At 65.0% G+C, this 14570-nt stretch carries 27 protein-coding genes; all 27 read right to left on the minus strand.

The features are described 5' to 3' along the window. Nucleotides 1-71 precede the first annotated feature (71 nt). A complete protein-coding gene (locus KME78_RS61655; protein WP_214633194.1) occupies nucleotides 72-1088 on the minus strand; it encodes a DNA-directed RNA polymerase subunit alpha in 1017 nt (338 codons plus the stop codon). A 93-nt stretch (nucleotides 1089-1181) separates the two neighbouring features. Further along, on the minus strand, nucleotides 1182-1808 hold the full coding sequence (gene rpsD, locus KME78_RS61660) for a 30S ribosomal protein S4 (protein WP_219539586.1): 627 nt from the start codon (nucleotides 1806-1808) through the stop codon (nucleotides 1182-1184). A gap of 20 nt (nucleotides 1809-1828) precedes the next feature. Then, a complete protein-coding gene (gene rpsK, locus KME78_RS61665; RefSeq protein ID WP_012887860.1) occupies nucleotides 1829-2233 on the minus strand; it encodes a 30S ribosomal protein S11 in 405 nt (134 codons plus the stop codon). A gap of 45 nt (nucleotides 2234-2278) precedes the next feature. Then, nucleotides 2279-2659: a 30S ribosomal protein S13 gene (rpsM, locus tag KME78_RS61670; RefSeq protein ID WP_214633192.1), complete on the minus strand. Its 381-nt coding sequence runs from the start codon at nucleotides 2657-2659 to the stop codon at nucleotides 2279-2281. 217 nt (nucleotides 2660-2876) lie between these two features. After that, the gene (gene rpmJ, locus KME78_RS61675) at nucleotides 2877-2990 is read right to left on the minus strand and encodes a 50S ribosomal protein L36 (protein ID WP_003956441.1); all 114 of its coding nucleotides are present in this window, start codon (nucleotides 2988-2990) and stop codon (nucleotides 2877-2879) included. 24 nt (nucleotides 2991-3014) lie between these two features. Next, nucleotides 3015-3236, minus strand: coding sequence for a translation initiation factor IF-1 (infA, locus tag KME78_RS61680; protein WP_012887858.1), 222 nt, complete (start codon nucleotides 3234-3236; stop codon nucleotides 3015-3017). A gap of 308 nt (nucleotides 3237-3544) precedes the next feature. Further along, a complete protein-coding gene (locus KME78_RS61685; RefSeq protein ID WP_219539587.1) occupies nucleotides 3545-3994 on the minus strand; it encodes a hypothetical protein in 450 nt (149 codons plus the stop codon). Nucleotides 3995-4133: 139 nt separating this feature from the next. Then, nucleotides 4134-4562: a DUF1707 SHOCT-like domain-containing protein gene (locus KME78_RS61690; protein WP_219539588.1), complete on the minus strand. Its 429-nt coding sequence runs from the start codon at nucleotides 4560-4562 to the stop codon at nucleotides 4134-4136. A 21-nt stretch (nucleotides 4563-4583) separates the two neighbouring features. Continuing rightward, the gene (gene map / locus KME78_RS61695; protein WP_219539589.1) at nucleotides 4584-5387 is read right to left on the minus strand and encodes a type I methionyl aminopeptidase; all 804 of its coding nucleotides are present in this window, start codon (nucleotides 5385-5387) and stop codon (nucleotides 4584-4586) included. A 109-nt stretch (nucleotides 5388-5496) separates the two neighbouring features. Next, the gene (locus tag KME78_RS61700; RefSeq protein WP_219539590.1) at nucleotides 5497-6147 is read right to left on the minus strand and encodes an adenylate kinase; all 651 of its coding nucleotides are present in this window, start codon (nucleotides 6145-6147) and stop codon (nucleotides 5497-5499) included. Next, complete coding sequence (secY, locus tag KME78_RS61705) at nucleotides 6147-7457, minus strand: preprotein translocase subunit SecY (RefSeq protein ID WP_219539607.1); 1311 nt, start codon at nucleotides 7455-7457, stop codon at nucleotides 6147-6149. The genes KME78_RS61700 and secY overlap by 1 nt, the downstream gene beginning before the upstream one ends. A gap of 168 nt (nucleotides 7458-7625) precedes the next feature. Beyond that, on the minus strand, nucleotides 7626-8081 hold the full coding sequence (gene rplO / locus KME78_RS61710) for a 50S ribosomal protein L15 (protein ID WP_219539591.1): 456 nt from the start codon (nucleotides 8079-8081) through the stop codon (nucleotides 7626-7628). Between the two features lie 2 nt (nucleotides 8082-8083). Continuing rightward, nucleotides 8084-8266 carry a 50S ribosomal protein L30 gene (gene rpmD, locus KME78_RS61715; RefSeq protein ID WP_080043226.1) on the minus strand — a complete coding sequence of 61 codons (183 nt, stop codon included), beginning with the start codon at nucleotides 8264-8266 and terminating at the stop codon, nucleotides 8084-8086. 2 nt (nucleotides 8267-8268) lie between these two features. Beyond that, nucleotides 8269-8898 carry a 30S ribosomal protein S5 gene (rpsE, locus tag KME78_RS61720; protein WP_049572667.1) on the minus strand — a complete coding sequence of 210 codons (630 nt, stop codon included), beginning with the start codon at nucleotides 8896-8898 and terminating at the stop codon, nucleotides 8269-8271. A 49-nt stretch (nucleotides 8899-8947) separates the two neighbouring features. Continuing rightward, the gene (rplR, locus tag KME78_RS61725; protein WP_219539592.1) at nucleotides 8948-9331 is read right to left on the minus strand and encodes a 50S ribosomal protein L18; all 384 of its coding nucleotides are present in this window, start codon (nucleotides 9329-9331) and stop codon (nucleotides 8948-8950) included. A gap of 2 nt (nucleotides 9332-9333) precedes the next feature. After that, nucleotides 9334-9876 carry a 50S ribosomal protein L6 gene (rplF, locus tag KME78_RS61730; protein ID WP_219539593.1) on the minus strand — a complete coding sequence of 181 codons (543 nt, stop codon included), beginning with the start codon at nucleotides 9874-9876 and terminating at the stop codon, nucleotides 9334-9336. A 16-nt stretch (nucleotides 9877-9892) separates the two neighbouring features. Next, nucleotides 9893-10291, minus strand: coding sequence for a 30S ribosomal protein S8 (gene rpsH / locus KME78_RS61735; RefSeq protein ID WP_192789898.1), 399 nt, complete (start codon nucleotides 10289-10291; stop codon nucleotides 9893-9895). Between the two features lie 168 nt (nucleotides 10292-10459). Beyond that, nucleotides 10460-10645 carry a type Z 30S ribosomal protein S14 gene (locus KME78_RS61740; protein WP_090769707.1) on the minus strand — a complete coding sequence of 62 codons (186 nt, stop codon included), beginning with the start codon at nucleotides 10643-10645 and terminating at the stop codon, nucleotides 10460-10462. A gap of 2 nt (nucleotides 10646-10647) precedes the next feature. After that, complete coding sequence (rplE, locus tag KME78_RS61745) at nucleotides 10648-11223, minus strand: 50S ribosomal protein L5 (protein ID WP_214633183.1); 576 nt, start codon at nucleotides 11221-11223, stop codon at nucleotides 10648-10650. Continuing rightward, the gene (rplX, locus tag KME78_RS61750) at nucleotides 11223-11525 is read right to left on the minus strand and encodes a 50S ribosomal protein L24 (protein ID WP_246655029.1); all 303 of its coding nucleotides are present in this window, start codon (nucleotides 11523-11525) and stop codon (nucleotides 11223-11225) included. Before rplX ends, rplE begins: the two co-directional genes overlap by 1 nt. Before the next feature lie 8 nt (nucleotides 11526-11533). Further along, on the minus strand, nucleotides 11534-11905 hold the full coding sequence (gene rplN / locus KME78_RS61755; protein WP_026214151.1) for a 50S ribosomal protein L14: 372 nt from the start codon (nucleotides 11903-11905) through the stop codon (nucleotides 11534-11536). A 189-nt stretch (nucleotides 11906-12094) separates the two neighbouring features. Beyond that, complete coding sequence (rpsQ, locus tag KME78_RS61760) at nucleotides 12095-12391, minus strand: 30S ribosomal protein S17 (RefSeq protein WP_219539595.1); 297 nt, start codon at nucleotides 12389-12391, stop codon at nucleotides 12095-12097. Next, on the minus strand, nucleotides 12384-12620 hold the full coding sequence (gene rpmC / locus KME78_RS61765; protein ID WP_214633180.1) for a 50S ribosomal protein L29: 237 nt from the start codon (nucleotides 12618-12620) through the stop codon (nucleotides 12384-12386). Before rpmC ends, rpsQ begins: the two co-directional genes overlap by 8 nt. Continuing rightward, nucleotides 12620-13039 (minus strand): 50S ribosomal protein L16, encoded by a 420-nt coding sequence (gene rplP, locus KME78_RS61770; protein ID WP_219539596.1) that lies wholly within the window; start codon nucleotides 13037-13039, stop codon nucleotides 12620-12622. The genes rpmC and rplP overlap by 1 nt, the downstream gene beginning before the upstream one ends. 2 nt (nucleotides 13040-13041) lie before the next feature. Continuing rightward, nucleotides 13042-13896 (minus strand): 30S ribosomal protein S3, encoded by an 855-nt coding sequence (gene rpsC / locus KME78_RS61775; RefSeq protein WP_219539597.1) that lies wholly within the window; start codon nucleotides 13894-13896, stop codon nucleotides 13042-13044. Continuing rightward, entirely contained in the window at nucleotides 13896-14249 is a 354-nt protein-coding gene (gene rplV, locus KME78_RS61780; RefSeq protein ID WP_219539598.1) for a 50S ribosomal protein L22, read from the minus strand. The genes rpsC and rplV overlap by 1 nt, the downstream gene beginning before the upstream one ends. A 32-nt stretch (nucleotides 14250-14281) precedes the next feature. Continuing rightward, nucleotides 14282-14560 (minus strand): 30S ribosomal protein S19, encoded by a 279-nt coding sequence (gene rpsS / locus KME78_RS61785; RefSeq protein WP_219539599.1) that lies wholly within the window; start codon nucleotides 14558-14560, stop codon nucleotides 14282-14284. Nucleotides 14561-14570: the final 10 nt, after the last annotated feature.

Consider the following 14570-nt stretch of genomic DNA (forward strand, 5'->3'; position numbering starts at 1 on the left):
TTTGCTCTTCCGATCTGGGGCGGCTGAGCCGTCCGGCGCGGGGGTTCGCGAGGAAGAGCCCTCGCGATGGCTTAGTACTGCTCGGTCTCGACGTACGCGCTGTCGTCGTCGTCGTAACCGGCGCCCGCCACCGCGCTCGGGTCGAACCCGGGCGGGGAGTCCTTGAGCGCCAGCGTCATCTCGTGCAGCTTCTGCTTGACCTCTTCGATCGACTTGGCGCCGAAATTCCTTATATCGAGAAGGTCCTGCTCACTGCGGGCCACGAGCTCACCCACGGTGTGGATGCCCTCGCGCTTGAGGCAGTTGTAGGAACGAACGGTGAGGTTCAGCTCCTCGATCGGCAGCGCCAGGTCGGCGGCCAGGGCGGCGTCGGTCGGCGACGGGCCGATGTCGATGCCCTCGGCCTCGACGTTGAGCTCGCGGGCCAGGCCGAAGAGCTCGACGAGGGTCTTACCGGCGGAGGCCACCGCGTCGCGGGGCTTCATGGCCGGCTTGGTCTCGACGTCCAGGATCAGGCGGTCGAAGTCGGTACGCTGCTCGACTCGGGTCGCCTCGACCTTGTAGGTGACCTTGAGCACCGGGGAGTAGATCGAGTCGATCGGAATACGACCGATCTCCTGGCCCGGCTGCTTGTTCTGGGCGGCGGAGACGTAGCCACGACCGCGCTCGACGGTCAGCTCCATCTCCAGCTTCGCCTTGCCGTTGAGCGTGGCGATGCGCAGCTCGGGGTTGTGCACCTCGACACCGGCCGGAGGCGCGATGTCGGCGGCGGTGACCTCACCCGGGCCCTGCTTGCGCAGGTACATCACGACCGGCTCGTCGTGCTCGGACGAGACGACGAGTTCCTTGAGGTTGAGGATGATGTCGGTGACGTCTTCCTTGACCCCGGGAACGGTCGAGAACTCGTGCAGCACGCCCTCGATCCGGATGCTCGTCACGGCCGCGCCCGGAATGGACGACAGCAGCGTGCGACGGACCGAGTTGCCGATGGTGTAGCCGAAACCCGGCTCCAGCGGCTCGATGACGAATCGGGATCGGGTGTCGTCGATCGACTCTTCGAGAAGAGTCGGGCGCTGAGCGATCAGCATGCGGGTTCTCCCCTTTTCGTGTGGCGCCCGCTATATGACGCCACTCCGATACAAGCCTAGTTGAGGTACGGCGAGCCGTACCTCAACCACTACTTACTTCGAGTAGTACTCGACGATCAGCTGTTCCTGAACCTGGGTGTCGATCTGCTGGCGGACCGGCAGCTGGTGGATCAGGACGCGGATCTTGTCCGGCACGACGCCGAGCCACGCCGGGACCGAGCGGTCGCCGGCGGTGGCGCGAGCCACCTCGTACGGCAGCAGGTTGCGCTTGGTCTCGCGCACCTCGATGATGTCGTGCTCACGCACGCGGTACGACGGGATGTCGACCTTCTTGCCGTTGACCAGGAAGTGCCCGTGACGGACCTGCTGGCGAGCGGCGTCGCGCGACTGGGCGAACCCGGCGCGGTAGACCACGTTGTCGAGACGGCTCTCCAGGATCTGGAGCAGCGCCTCACCCGTCTTGCCGCTCTTGCGAGAGGCTTCCTCGTAGTAGTTGTGGAACTGCTTCTCGAGGACGCCGTAAATGCGGCGGGTCTTCTGCTTCTCACGAAGCTGAAGCTGGTACTCGGACTCCTTGGGACGTCCGCGGCCGTGCTCACCCGGAGGGTAAGGACGGATCTCGATGGGGCACTTCGCGGACTCGCACTTGCTGCCCTTGAGGAAGAGCTTGGTCTTCTCCCGGCGGCAGAGCTTGCAGTCCGCACCCGTGTAACGAGCCATTTCTCAGATTCTCCTGGGTGTCAGACGCGGCGGCGCTTCGGCGGACGGCAGCCGTTGTGCGGAACCGGGGTGACGTCCTGGATCGAGCCCACTTCGAGCCCGGTGGCCTGAAGGGAACGGATCGCGGTCTCACGGCCGGAGCCGGGACCCTTGACGAAGACGTCGACCTTACGCATGCCGTGCTCCATGGCGCGGCGGGCGGCGTTCTCGGCGGCCATCTGAGCGGCGAACGGGGTGGACTTCCGGGAGCCCTTGAAACCCACGTGGCCGGCGCTGGCCCAGGAGATCACGTTCCCGCTGGGGTCGGTGATCGAAACGATCGTGTTGTTGAACGTGCTCTTGATGTGGGCGTGCCCATGAGCGACGTTCTTCTTTTCCTTGCGGCGCACCTTCTTGGGCGCACCCTGACGGCTCTTAGGAGGCATCCTTTGCCTTCACTCCTGAGGTGTTCGGTCCCGCGGCTGCGTGGACTACTTCTTACCGGGCTTCTTCTTGCCGGCCACGGTCTTCTTCTTGCCCTTGCGGGTGCGCGCGTTGGTCTGGGTGCGCTGACCGTGGACAGGCAGGCCCTTGCGGTGCCGGATGCCCTGGTAGCAACCAATCTCGATCTTGCGACGAATGTCGGCCTGAACCTCGCGGCGCAGGTCACCTTCGATCTTGAAGTTCGCCTCGATGTAGTCACGCATCGGGACGAGCTCAGCGTCGGTGAGCTGGTGGACGCGGGTGTCACCGCTGACACCGGTGGCCTCGAGGACCTCCAGCGCGCGGGTGCGACCGATTCCGTAAATGTAGGTGAGAGCGATCTCCAGCCGCTTTTCGCGGGGGAGGTCGACGCCAACCAGGCGAGCCATGGTCGGGCATTCTCCTTCGTTGTGGCGGAGGTCTTGCGCCTCACGTCCCCTCCCCATGCCCGGGGTGAGGGCCCCGGCCTCCGACCGGGGGTCTCCTGGGTGGTACGGCCTGCAAACAGGCCGCCTGCTCAGGTGTGACGCGCGATTACTGTCTCAGGCTTCTCATGCGTCGAGCCCGCTCCCGTACTGGGGCGGACTCGGAGAAGCCTTGCGGCGACTAACCCTGACGCTGCTTGTGGCGCAGGTTGTCGCAGATCACCATGACGCGACCGTGCCGGCGAATCACCTTGCACTTGTCGCAGATCTTCTTGACGCTTGGCTTTACCTTCATTGTCCTTCGTGTTCCTCAGACGTCTTACTTGTATCGGTAGACGATCCGCCCACGACTCAGGTCGTAGGGGCTCAGTTCCACGACTACCCGGTCGTCGGGCAGGATCCGGATGTAGTGCATCCGCATCCGTCCGCTGATGTGGGCCAGGACCTTATGGCCGTTGTCAAGCTGCACCCTGAACATGGCGTTCGGGAGCGACTCGACCACAGTGCCCTCGATCTCGATGGCGCCGTCTTTTTTGGCCAAAATTCCTCGCGTTTCACTGATCGATCGTCTGAGGCTCCGGTTCACTAAGCAGCCGCGACCTCACGCTTCGAAGAGAGCGGCGACCGGCAACGGGCGCCGACGCGTGATAGTCATAGTGAGCCGAGTAAGGAGTGTACGACACCTGAGACTAAAACGCGAAACGCGTGCCAGGTGTCCTGACACAACCACGAGCGAGCTTACACCATCCGTGTACCTCCGGCGCCCGCGACAGCGCGAAGGCCCGCCGGTCAACCGGCGGGCCTCGTGCTGGTCAGCACACCCCCTGGGATGAAGCTCCCCTGATGCGCTTAGAAGACGTCGTGGTAGCTGCCGCAGCCGCTGTTCCGCGTGCTGCCCTCGCACACGCGGATCTGGAAGTCACGCTTGAAGCGGATGTTCTGGAAGTGACGGCGGTCGTCGGTGCGGTACCAGTTGCGGTGGAAGTTGCCGTGGTGGTCGTAGTACTTGAACCACACGTAGCTGTAGTCACCGTCGTTGTGGTGACGGTCGTACAGATCGCCGTAGAAGTAGTAGTTGCCGCCGCGCTTCTGCCAGTAGCCCTTGAAGTACGACTCGTGGCCGCCGTTCTCGGAGCCGTTGGAGAAGTAGGGACCGAAGAAGTGCTTCGGGGCGGCCTGGGCGCTCTGCGCCTGGGTGGCGGTAGCGGCGTCGGCCTGGGCGGCGGGAGCGATGGCGAGTGCTCCGGCGACCAGCGATCCTGCGAGAGCGGTGCCGGCGAGCAGGTTACGGATACGCACTTTGTCCTCCTGTAAGACGGTATCCCCGTACCGGACTGGGACTGCTCGGGTCAGCCCCTCTTTGTCCGGGCACCGCTTACGTTATGGAGGTCAATTCACGCCTTCTGCGGACGAATGCACACAGTGCACTACTACACACTCACCGGCGTTTCTGTCCGCCTCCGGAGAGGGTGCTCAGCAGCAGAATCACACCCCAGGGGCCCATCACCCACAGCGGCCAGGGATAGATCATGTGTCCGGAGGTGATGCTCACGATCAGCCAGATCACCCAGTTGATCGAGCTCGCCGCGGCCCACGCCCCCCAGGCCGCGCGCATCCCCGAATGCATGCCGCTCCTGGGCGCCGGGGCGGTGCCGGGCAGCTTGGCGGGCGGGTTGCGCAGGTCCACGTCCGGCAGGTCGGCGGTCAGCCGGGCCAGCTCGCCGTACGTCTTGCTCTGGTAGAGCTGTTCGAGGCGCTCGTTGAACTCGTCCATCGTGATGCGGCCCTGCGCGGTGTGCTCCCGGAGCACGGCGGCCACCCGGTCGCGGTCGACGTCCGAGGCACGCATCTCGGGGCTCTGCGCCATACCCACCACTCCCGGCTCGTTCTACGACTGCGCCAAGCGCTCTTCGCCCCCATCAAGGGCGGTAAGCACCCAAGGACCATTATGTGTCACCGCGACGCTGTGTTCGAAGTGTGCGGACTGCTTGCCGTCGATCGTCACGACGGTCCAATCGTCGGCCAGTACGCGGGTGCGTTCCGTGCCCAGGTTGACCATGGGCTCGATGGCCAGGCACATCCCGGCCTCCAGCACCGGGCCCTTGCCGGGGCGGCCGTGGTTGGCGATCCACGGGTCCATGTGCATCTCGGTGCCGATGCCGTGCCCGCCGTACTCCGGGGGGATGCCGAAGCGGCCCTGCGACTTGACGTAGCGCTCCACCTCGTACCCGATGTCCGACAGGTGGCGGCCGACGGTCAACGCGGCGATGCCGCGCCACATCGCCTCCTCGGTGATCCGCATCAGCTCGGTGAGCTTCGCGTCCACCTCCCCCACCGGCACGGTGACCGCGGAGTCGCCGTGCCAGCCGTCGAGGATGGCGCCGCAGTCGATGGAGATGACGTCGCCCTCGCGCAGCGCGCGGGCGTCCGTCGGGATGCCGTGCACCACTTCGTCGTTGACGGAGGCGCAGATCGTGGCGGGGAACCCCTGGTAGCCCTTGAACGACGGGATCGCGCCCTCGTCCCTGATCGCCTTCTCGGCGATGGCGTCGAGGTCCAGGGGCGTCATCCCCGGCTCGACCGAGCGCTTCAGCAGGTCGAGCGTGCGTCCGACCACCAGACCGGCCGCTCGCATCTTGTCGAGCTGCTCGGTCGTCTTGATCTGGATTCCATGCTTGTTCTTCTTGAACACGTGTGGCACCTCCCGGGGTCTCAACCGGCAGTCGTGGGAGACCAATTCCCCCACAATAGCCGCGAGGTGGCACGGAAAACCGTGCCACCTCCGCACTCGGCCATCGGACCTACCCCATGAAAGGGCTGATGGCCTCCATGGCCCGCTGGGTTACCTCCTCGACCGGACCGGTCGCGTCGACACCCACGAGGATGTCCTCGTCCGCGTAATAGGACACCAGCGGCGCCGTCTGCTCCTGGTAGACCTCCAGGCGATGCCTGACGGTCTCCTCCTTGTCGTCGTCACGCTGGAACAGCGTGCCGCCGCAGGCGTCGCACCTGTCGTCTTTCTTGTCGTCGAACTCGACGTGCCAGATGCGACCGCACTGGCTGCAGGTGCGCCGGCCGGCCAGCCGCCTGACCACCTCGTCGTCGTCAACCACGAGCTCCAGGACCAGGTCGAGAGCCTGGCCCCACTCCTTCAGCATGTCGCGCAGGATCTCGGCCTGAGCGACGTTCCTGGGGAAGCCGTCGAGCAGGAAACCGTCCTGCGCGTCGTCCTCGGCGAGGCGATCACGGACCATGGCGATGGTGACCTTGTCAGGCACCAGGTCGCCACGGTCCATGTAAGCCTTGGCGAGCTTGCCGAGCTCCGTGCCCCCGGAGACGTTGGCACGGAAGATGTCACCTGTCGAGATCTTCGGGATTGACAGGTTCGACGCGATGTACTGGGCCTGTGTCCCCTTACCCGCTCCGGGGGGCCCGACTAGAACGAGACGCACTACCGCAGGAAGCCTTCGTAATTACGCTGCTGCAACTGGCTCTCGATCTGCTTCACGGTGTCCAGGCCGACGCCAACCATGATGAGAATGCTCGTCCCTCCGAACGGGAAGTTCTGGCTCGCCCCGGCCACCGCGAGCGCGACGATCGGGATCATGGCGATCAGACCCAGATAGAGAGCGCCAGGGGCGGTCAGACGGGTGAGCACAAAACTCAGGTAGCCAGCCGTCGGCCGGCCCGGACGGATGCCCGGAATGAACCCACCGTACTTCTTCATGTTGTCAGCTACTTCAGTGGGGTTGAACGTGATGGACACGTAGAAGTAGGTGAAGAACACGATCAGGACGAAGAACGTGATCATGTAGACGGGCGTGTCACCCTTGGTGAGGTTCTGCGAGATCCACTCCACGACCGCGTTCGGCGACTCCGCGTTGGCGAAGAGCGAGGTCAGGAGCTGCGGCAGGTAGAGCAGCGAGGACGCGAAGATGACCGGGATGATGCCGGCCTGGTTGACCTTCAGCGGGATGTAGGTGGACGTGCCGCCGTACATCCTGCGCCCGACCATCCGCTTGGCGTACTGGACGGGAATGCGGCGCTGCGCCTGCTCGACGAAGACCACGGCGGCGATCATGAAGACACCGACCACCATGACGACCGCGAAGGTGAACTTGTTGGCCTGGAAGATGCTGGCCAGCTCGGACGGGAAGACCGCGACGACCTGCGTGAAGATCAGGATCGACATGCCGTTGCCCACACCACGGTCGGTGATGAGCTCGCCCAGCCACATGATCACCGAGGTGCCGGCCGTCATGATGACGACCATGGTGATGATCATGAAGATGTTGTCGGGGTCAAGCAGGACGTCCTTGTCGCAACCCTGGAAGAGCTGACCGGAACGCGCGAGCGCGATGAACGCGGTCGACTGCAGAATGCCCAGACCGATCGTCAGGTAACGCGTATATTGGGTGATCTTCGTCTGACCGGCCTGTCCCTCCTTCTTGAGGGCTTCGAGGCGTGGGATCACGACGACGAGAAGTTGAAGGATGATGCTTGCCGTGATGTACGGCATGATGCCCAGAGCGAACACCGACAGCTTCAGGAGCGCGCCGCCGCTGAACAGCTGCACCATCCCGTAGATATTGCCGTTTTCACCATTGCGGACCTGATCAAAACAGGACGCAAGGTTCTGGACGTGAACGCCCGGAGTCGGAAGAACCGAGCCGAGACGGAACAGCGCGATGATGCCCAGAGTGAAGAGCAACTTCTTGCGCAGGTCCGGCGTCCGGAACGCCCGGGTAAACGCGGTCAGCACGGTCCCTCCTGCGCGCCTATAAGGCGGTGTGAGTATGCGATGGTGCGGGGATCTGCCATCAGAAGTCTCTGGTAAAACGAGCCGGACAGAAGCCTGCCGTCTCGCGAACTCTAACGCACTACGGGCGTGGGGGCCCATGGACAGAGCCCCCACGCCTCGTAATAGCTCTTACAGCTCGGTAACGGAACCCCCAGCAGCGGCGATTTTCTCCTTCGCGGCGGACGAGAAGGCGTGAGCCTGCACGTTGACCGCGACCGAGATCTCGCCGGTGCCGAGCACCTTCACCAGCTGGTTCTTGCGGACAGCACCCTTGGCGACCAGCGTCTCGACGGTGACCTCGCCACCCTCGGGGAACAACTCGCCGATTCTGTCCAGATTGACAACCTGGTAGGTCGTCTTGAACAGCGCGTTGGAGAAGCCCTTGAGCTTCGGCAGACGCCTCTGCAGCGGCACCTGGCCACCCTCGAAACCGAGGGGGACCGTCGTGCGGGCGTGACTGCCCTTGGTGCCGCGACCGGCCGTCTTACCCTTGGACGCCTCGCCACGACCCTTGCGGATCTTGGCCTTGTTGGCGCCGGGGGCCGGACGCAGGTCGTGAATCTTGAGCGGAGCCTTGTCAGTCATGACTAGTCGACCTCTTCCACCTCGACGAGGTGCGTCACCACGGAGACCATGCCGCGAATCTCGGGCCGGTCCTCCTTGACGACGACATCGCCGATTCGCTTCAGGCCAAGCGAACGCAGCGAGTCACGCTGGTTCTGCTTGCCACCGATCTTCGAGCGAACCTGAGTGATCTTCAGGCGTGCCATGACTAGCTCACCGCCTTGGCGGCCGCCGCTTCGGCGATGCCTTCGCGCTGAGCCTTCAGCATCCTGGCCGGAGCGACGTCCTCGATCGGCAGCCCACGACGGGCGGCGATCTCCTCGGGCCGGGAAAGACCCTTCAGAGCCGCCACCGTGGCGTGCACGATGTTGATCGGGTTGTCCGAGCCGAGCGACTTGGACAGGACGTCGTGGATCCCGGCGCACTCGAGTACGGCGCGCACCGGGCCACCGGCGATGACGCCGGTACCGGCGGAGGCCGGACGCAGGAAGACGACACCGGCCGCCTCTTCACCCTGCACGGTGTGCGGGATGGTGCCCTGGATGCGAGGCACCTTGAAGAAGTGCTTCTTCGCTTCCTCGACACCCTTGGCGATGGCCGCGGGGACTTCCTTGGCCTTGCCATAGCCGACGCCGACCAGGCCGTTGCCGTCACCGACGACGACGAGGGCGGTGAAGCTGAAGCGACGACCACCCTTCACGACCTTGGCCACTCGGTTGATCTTCACTACGCGCTCGATGTACGAGACGCCCTTGTCGGCGGCGCCGCCGCGGCGATCGTCACGACGGTCACGCCGCTCGCCACCGGTGCCGCCACCGCGACGCGGAGCTGCAGCCATCAGTGGTTCCTCATCTCAGTTGCCATTAGTTGCGATATCCGGGCCCGCATCAGAACTCGAGCCCGCCTTCGCGGGCGCTGTCCGCCAGAGCGGCGATGCGCCCTGCGTAGCGGTTGCCACCACGGTCGAACACAACCGCGGTGATCCCGGCTTCCTTGGCCCGCTGAGCGAGGAGCTCGCCGACCTTCTTGGCCTTCTCGGTCTTGTCAACCTCGAGCGTGCGCAGCGCGGAGTCCATGGTGGACGCGCTCACCAGCGTGTGGCCGACGGAGTCGTCCACGATCTGCACGAACAGGTGACGAGTCGAGCGGTTGACGACCAGGCGCGGACGCGCGGCCGTACCGACGACGTTCTTGCGGACGCGGCGGTGACGGCGGGCCCGCGAGACGCTGCGGGCAGCCGTGTGCTTGCCGAACGCAGTCTTCGGAGCCATGCCTACTTACCAGCCTTTCCGACCTTGCGGCGGATCTGTTCGCCCTGGTAACGCACACCCTTGCCCTTGTACGGGTCAGGCTTGCGCAACTTGCGGATGTTGGCCGCGACCTCGCCGACCTTCTGCTTGTCGATGCCGTCCACGTGGAACAGGGTCGGCCTCTCGACACGGAAGGTGACGCCCTCGGGGGCGTCGACGATGACCGGGTGGCTGAAGCCCAGTGCGAACTCCAGCTGCGTCGGGCCCTTGGCCTGGACGCGGTAACCGACGCCGACGATCTCCAAGGTCTTGGAGTAGCCCTGCGTGACGCCCTGCACCATGTTGGCGATCAGCGTCCGCGACAGGCCGTGCAGCGCACGAACCTTGTTCTCGTCGTTCGGCCGGGTGACGGCGATAGCGCCGTCGTCGTCGCGACCCACCGCGATGGGCTCCGCGACCGTATGAGAAAGCGTGCCCTTCGGGCCCTTGACCTGAACATCCTGGCCGCTGATCGCGATGTCTACGCCATTCGGCACAGGGATGGGCAGCCGTCCGATTCTCGACATGCTGTGTTCCTCCCCTCTACCAGACGTAGGCGAGGACTTCCCCGCCCACACCACGCTTGCCGGCCTGCTTGTCGGTCATGAGGCCGGCGGACGTCGAGATGATCGCGACACCCAGCCCACCCAGGACTCGAGGCAGATTGTCCTTCTTCGCATACACCCGCAGACCGGGCTTCGACACCCGGCGCAGTCCCGCGAGCGACCGCTCACGGGTAGGCCCGAACTTGAGCTCCACCACGAGGTTCTTGCCAACCTTGGCGTCTTCGACGGTCCAAGCCTGGATGTAACCCTCCTGCTGGAGGATCTCGGCGATGTGCGCCTTGATCTTCGAATACGGCATCGTCACGCTGTCGTGGTACGCCGAGTTCGCATTACGCAGACGCGTCAGCATGTCTGCGATCGGGTCGGTCATCGTCATGGCCAGTGGCCTTCCTCGCCGCGGTTTCCAGTCGGTGAAGCAGAGCTCTACCGGTGGACCTTCGGCGCGGTCATGGATGCTCTCCGCGAGAGCACCCTGGTTTGACAGTTCTACATATGTACGGCCGGCAGCCCCGAGGGGGCGACACGTGGCCGCCCCCTAGGGTAACTACCAGCTGGACTTGGTGATGCCAGGCAGCTCGCCCCGGTGCGCCATCTCACGGAAGCACACACGGCAGAGCCCGAACTTGCGGTAGACGGCGCGGGGCCGGCCACAACGCGTGCAACGGGTGTACGCCCGGACTTCGAACTTCTGCTTACGCCCTGCCTTGGCGATCAGCGACTTCTTCGCCATGATCAGGCCTCCTTGAAGGGGAACCCGAGGAGCTTCAGCAGCGCCCGGCCCTGGTCGTCGTTCTTCGCGGTGGTCACGACCGTGATGTCCATGCCCCGCGGCCGGTCGACCTTGTCCTGGTCGACCTCGTGGAACATGACCTGCTCGGTCAGACCGAACGTGTAGTTGCCGTTGCCGTCGAACTGCTTGGGCGACAGGCCACGGAAGTCCCTGATGCGGGGCAGCGCCAGCGACAGAAGCCTGTCGAGGAACTCCCACATCCGGTCGCCGCGGAGGGTGACGTGCGCGCCGATCGGCATGCCCTCGCGCAGCTTGAACTGGGCGATGGACTTGCGCGCCCGGACGACGGCCGGCTTCTGACCGGTGATCACGGTGAGGTCGCGAACGGCCCCCTCGATGAGCTTCGAGTCGCGAGCCGCCTCGCCGACACCCATGTTGACCTTGATCTTCACCAGGCCGGGGATCTGCATGACGTTCTCGATGCCGAAGTCCTCGCGAAGCTTGGCCGCGATCTCCTCGCGGTACTTCGTCTTGAGGCGCGGCGTCGGACGCTCGGTCTCAGTAGTCGTGGCAGTCATCAGCTGTCCTCACCCGTCTCGTCGGCCTTGTCGTCGGCCTTCTTGGCGGCGGGCTTGTCGTCGCGCTTCTCGTCCTTGAGCTTCTTCACGTTGCTCACGTGGATGGGAGCCTCCATGGTCTGCACACCGCCGGTCTTGGCGCCGCGCGGACCCTGGTGGGTCTCCTTGGTGTGCTTCTTGATCATGTTGATGCCCTCGACCACCACGCGGTCCTCCCGCGGGAGGGTGGCGATGACATGACCCTTGGCACCCTTGTCCTTACCGGCGATGACCTGGACGAGGTCACCCTTCTTCACATGCAGCTTCGGCATTACAGCACCTCCGGGGCGAGCGAGATGATGCGCATGAACTTCTTGTCGCGCAGCTCACGGCCGACCGGGCCGAAGATACGGGTGCCACGAGGGTCGCCGCTGTCCTTGATGATGACGGCGGCGTTCTCGTCGAAGCGGATGTAGGAGCCGTCGGGCCGGCGGCGCTCCTTGACCGTGCGGACGATTACGGCCTTGACCACGTCGCCCTTCTTGACGCCCGTGCTACCGGGCAGGGCATCCTTGACAGTGGCGACGATCACGTCGCCGATACCGGCGTAGCGTCGGCCCGAGCCACCGAGAACGCGGATGCAAAGAATCTCCTTGGCACCCGTGTTGTCGGCGACCTTGAGCCGCGACTCCTGCTGGATCACGTTTCTTCTCCTGATTAGTCGCGCTGGTTCTCGTCATTGCCGAGCCTGGCGGAACTTGTATGGTCTTTTTCCTCCGGCCACAGCTCCTGGAGCCGCACCGCAGGCGACGCGAGGCCGGGGCCTCGCGTCCTTGGACACCGTCATGGGGGCCTTGGCGGCCCCCACGAGGCGCGGTATATCCGAGAAGTGTTACTTGGCCTTCTCGAGGATCTCCACGACCCTCCACCGCTTGGTGGCGGAGAGGGGGCGGGTCTCCATCAGAAGCACACGGTCGCCGACACCACAGGCGTTGGCCTCGTCGTGTGCCTTGTACTTGGTCGTACGGCGAATGACCTTGCCGTACAGACGGTGCTTGACACGGTCCTCGACGGCGACGACGACGGTCTTGTCCATCTTGTCGCTGACGACCAGGCCCTCACGGACCTTGCGGAAGTTCCGCGCGTCGTCGTTCGTCTCGGTGGTCTCTGTGGTCTCGGTCTCAGCCATCGCTCGTCTCCTTCTCAACCGTGATGATGCCAAGCTCGCGCTCGCGCATCACGGTGTAGATACGGGCGATCTCGCGGCGGACGGCACGCAGCCGCCCGTGGCTCTCCAACTGTCCGGTCGCTGCCTGGAAGCGGAGGTTGAACAGCTCCTCCTTGGCTTCCTTGAGCTTCTGGACCAGGGTGTCCTCGTCCTCGACTCGCAGCTCGCCGGCGGTCAGGCCCTTAGCCATCACGCCTCACCAACTTCACGCTTAACGATCTTGCACTTCATGGGCAGCTTGTGGATCGCGCGAGTGAGCGCCTCGCGGGCGACCGACTCGGCGACACCGGAAAGCTCGAACATGACGCGACCCGGCTTGACGTTGGCGATCCACCACTCGGGCGAACCCTTACCGGAACCCATGCGGGTCTCAGCCGGCTTCTTGGTCAGCGGGCGGTCGGGGTAGATGTTGATCCACACCTTTCCACCACGCTTGATGTGACGGGTCATCGCAATACGAGCCGACTCGATCTGGCGGTTGGTCACGTAGGAGTGCTCAACAGCCTGGATGCCGAACTCGCCGAACACGACCCTGGTGCCGCCCTTGGCGGCGCCGCTGCGGTCGGGCCGGTGCTGCTTGCGGTGCTTGACCCTGCGCGGGATCAGCATGGTCAGCTCCCTTCAGCACCCGGCTGCGCAGCCGGGCCGGTCTCGGGGGCAGCCTGTGCGGCCGCCTCAGTCCTGGGGGCTCGGTCTCCACGGCCGCCACCGCGACGGGCGCCACCGGCGCCACCACGGCGCGGACGCTCGCCACCGCCACCGCCGCCACCGCGACGGTCGTCACGCTCGCGACGCTGACCGGCGCGGGCACCGGCAGCGGCCGCCTCACGCTCAGCGCGGCTGGTGGGCGCCTCGCCCTTGTAGATCCATACCTTCACGCCGATGCGGCCGAAGGTGGTGCGGGCCTCGTAGAAGCCGTAGTCGATGTCCGCGCGGAGCGTGTGCAGCGGCACCCGGCCCTCGCGGTAGAACTCCGACCTCGACATCTCAGCGCCGCCAAGACGGCCCGAGCACTGCACCCGGATGCCCTTGGCGCCGCTCTTCATGGCCGACTGCATGGCCTTGCGCATGGCACGACGGAACGAGACACGGCTGGAGAGCTGCTCGGCGACACCCTGCGCGACGAGCTGGGCGTCGATCTCGGGGTTCTTCACCTCGAGGATGTTGAGCTGGACCTGCTTCTTGGTCAGCTTCTCCAGGTCACCGCGGATGCGGTCGGCCTCCGCGCCGCGACGGCCGATGACGATGCCCGGCCGGGCGGTGTGGATGTCGACCTGGACGCGGTCGGTCGTGCGCTCGATCTCCACCTTGGAGATGCCGGCCCGCTCCATGCCCTTCTGCAGCATGCGACGGATCGACACGTCCTCGGCGACGTACGACTTGTACAGCTTGTCGGCGTACCACCGGCTCTTGAAGTCGGTCGTGATGCCGAGGCGGAACCCGTGCGGGTTAACCTTCTGGCCCACTATCGGGTCCTTCCCTTCGGCTCGCGGGACTCCACGATCACGGTGATGTGGCTCGTCCGCTTGTTGATCCGATAGGCACGACCCTGGGCACGCGGACGGAACCGCTTCAGCGTCGGGCCCTCATCGACCCACGCCCGGCTCACGAAGAGCGTCTGGGGGTCGAGATCGAAGTTGTGCTCTGCATTTGCCATGGCGCTCGAGAGCACCTTGTAGATCGGCTCGCTCGCCGACTGGGGAGCGAACTGCAGCACGGCCTGCGCCTCCGAAGCGGGCAGCCCGCGAATAAGGTCCACCACGCGGCGGGCCTTGAGGGGCGTGACGCGGACGAACCGCGCCTGAGCCCTGGCTTCCATCGCTTACTCCTCTTAACTGCTTCTGAAGGCGTCTATCGCCGGCTGCGGCGATCTTCCTTGACGTGGCTGCGGAAGGTACGCGTCGGGGCGAACTCTCCCAGCTTGTGGCCGATCATCGACTCGGTGACGAACACCGGGACGTGCTTGCGGCCGTCGTGCACGGCGATCGTGTGCCCGAGCATGTCCGGCACGATCATGGAGCGCCGCGACCACGTCTTGATAACGGTCTTGGTGCCCTTCTCGTTCTGGGCGTCCACCTTCTTAGCGAGGTGGTCGTCCACGAAGGGACCCTTCTTAAGGCTACGTGGCATATCGGCTGCT

The sequence above is a fragment of the Nonomuraea guangzhouensis genome (genome assembly GCF_019396345.1).
GTDB lineage: Bacteria > Actinomycetota > Actinomycetes > Streptosporangiales > Streptosporangiaceae > Nonomuraea > Nonomuraea guangzhouensis.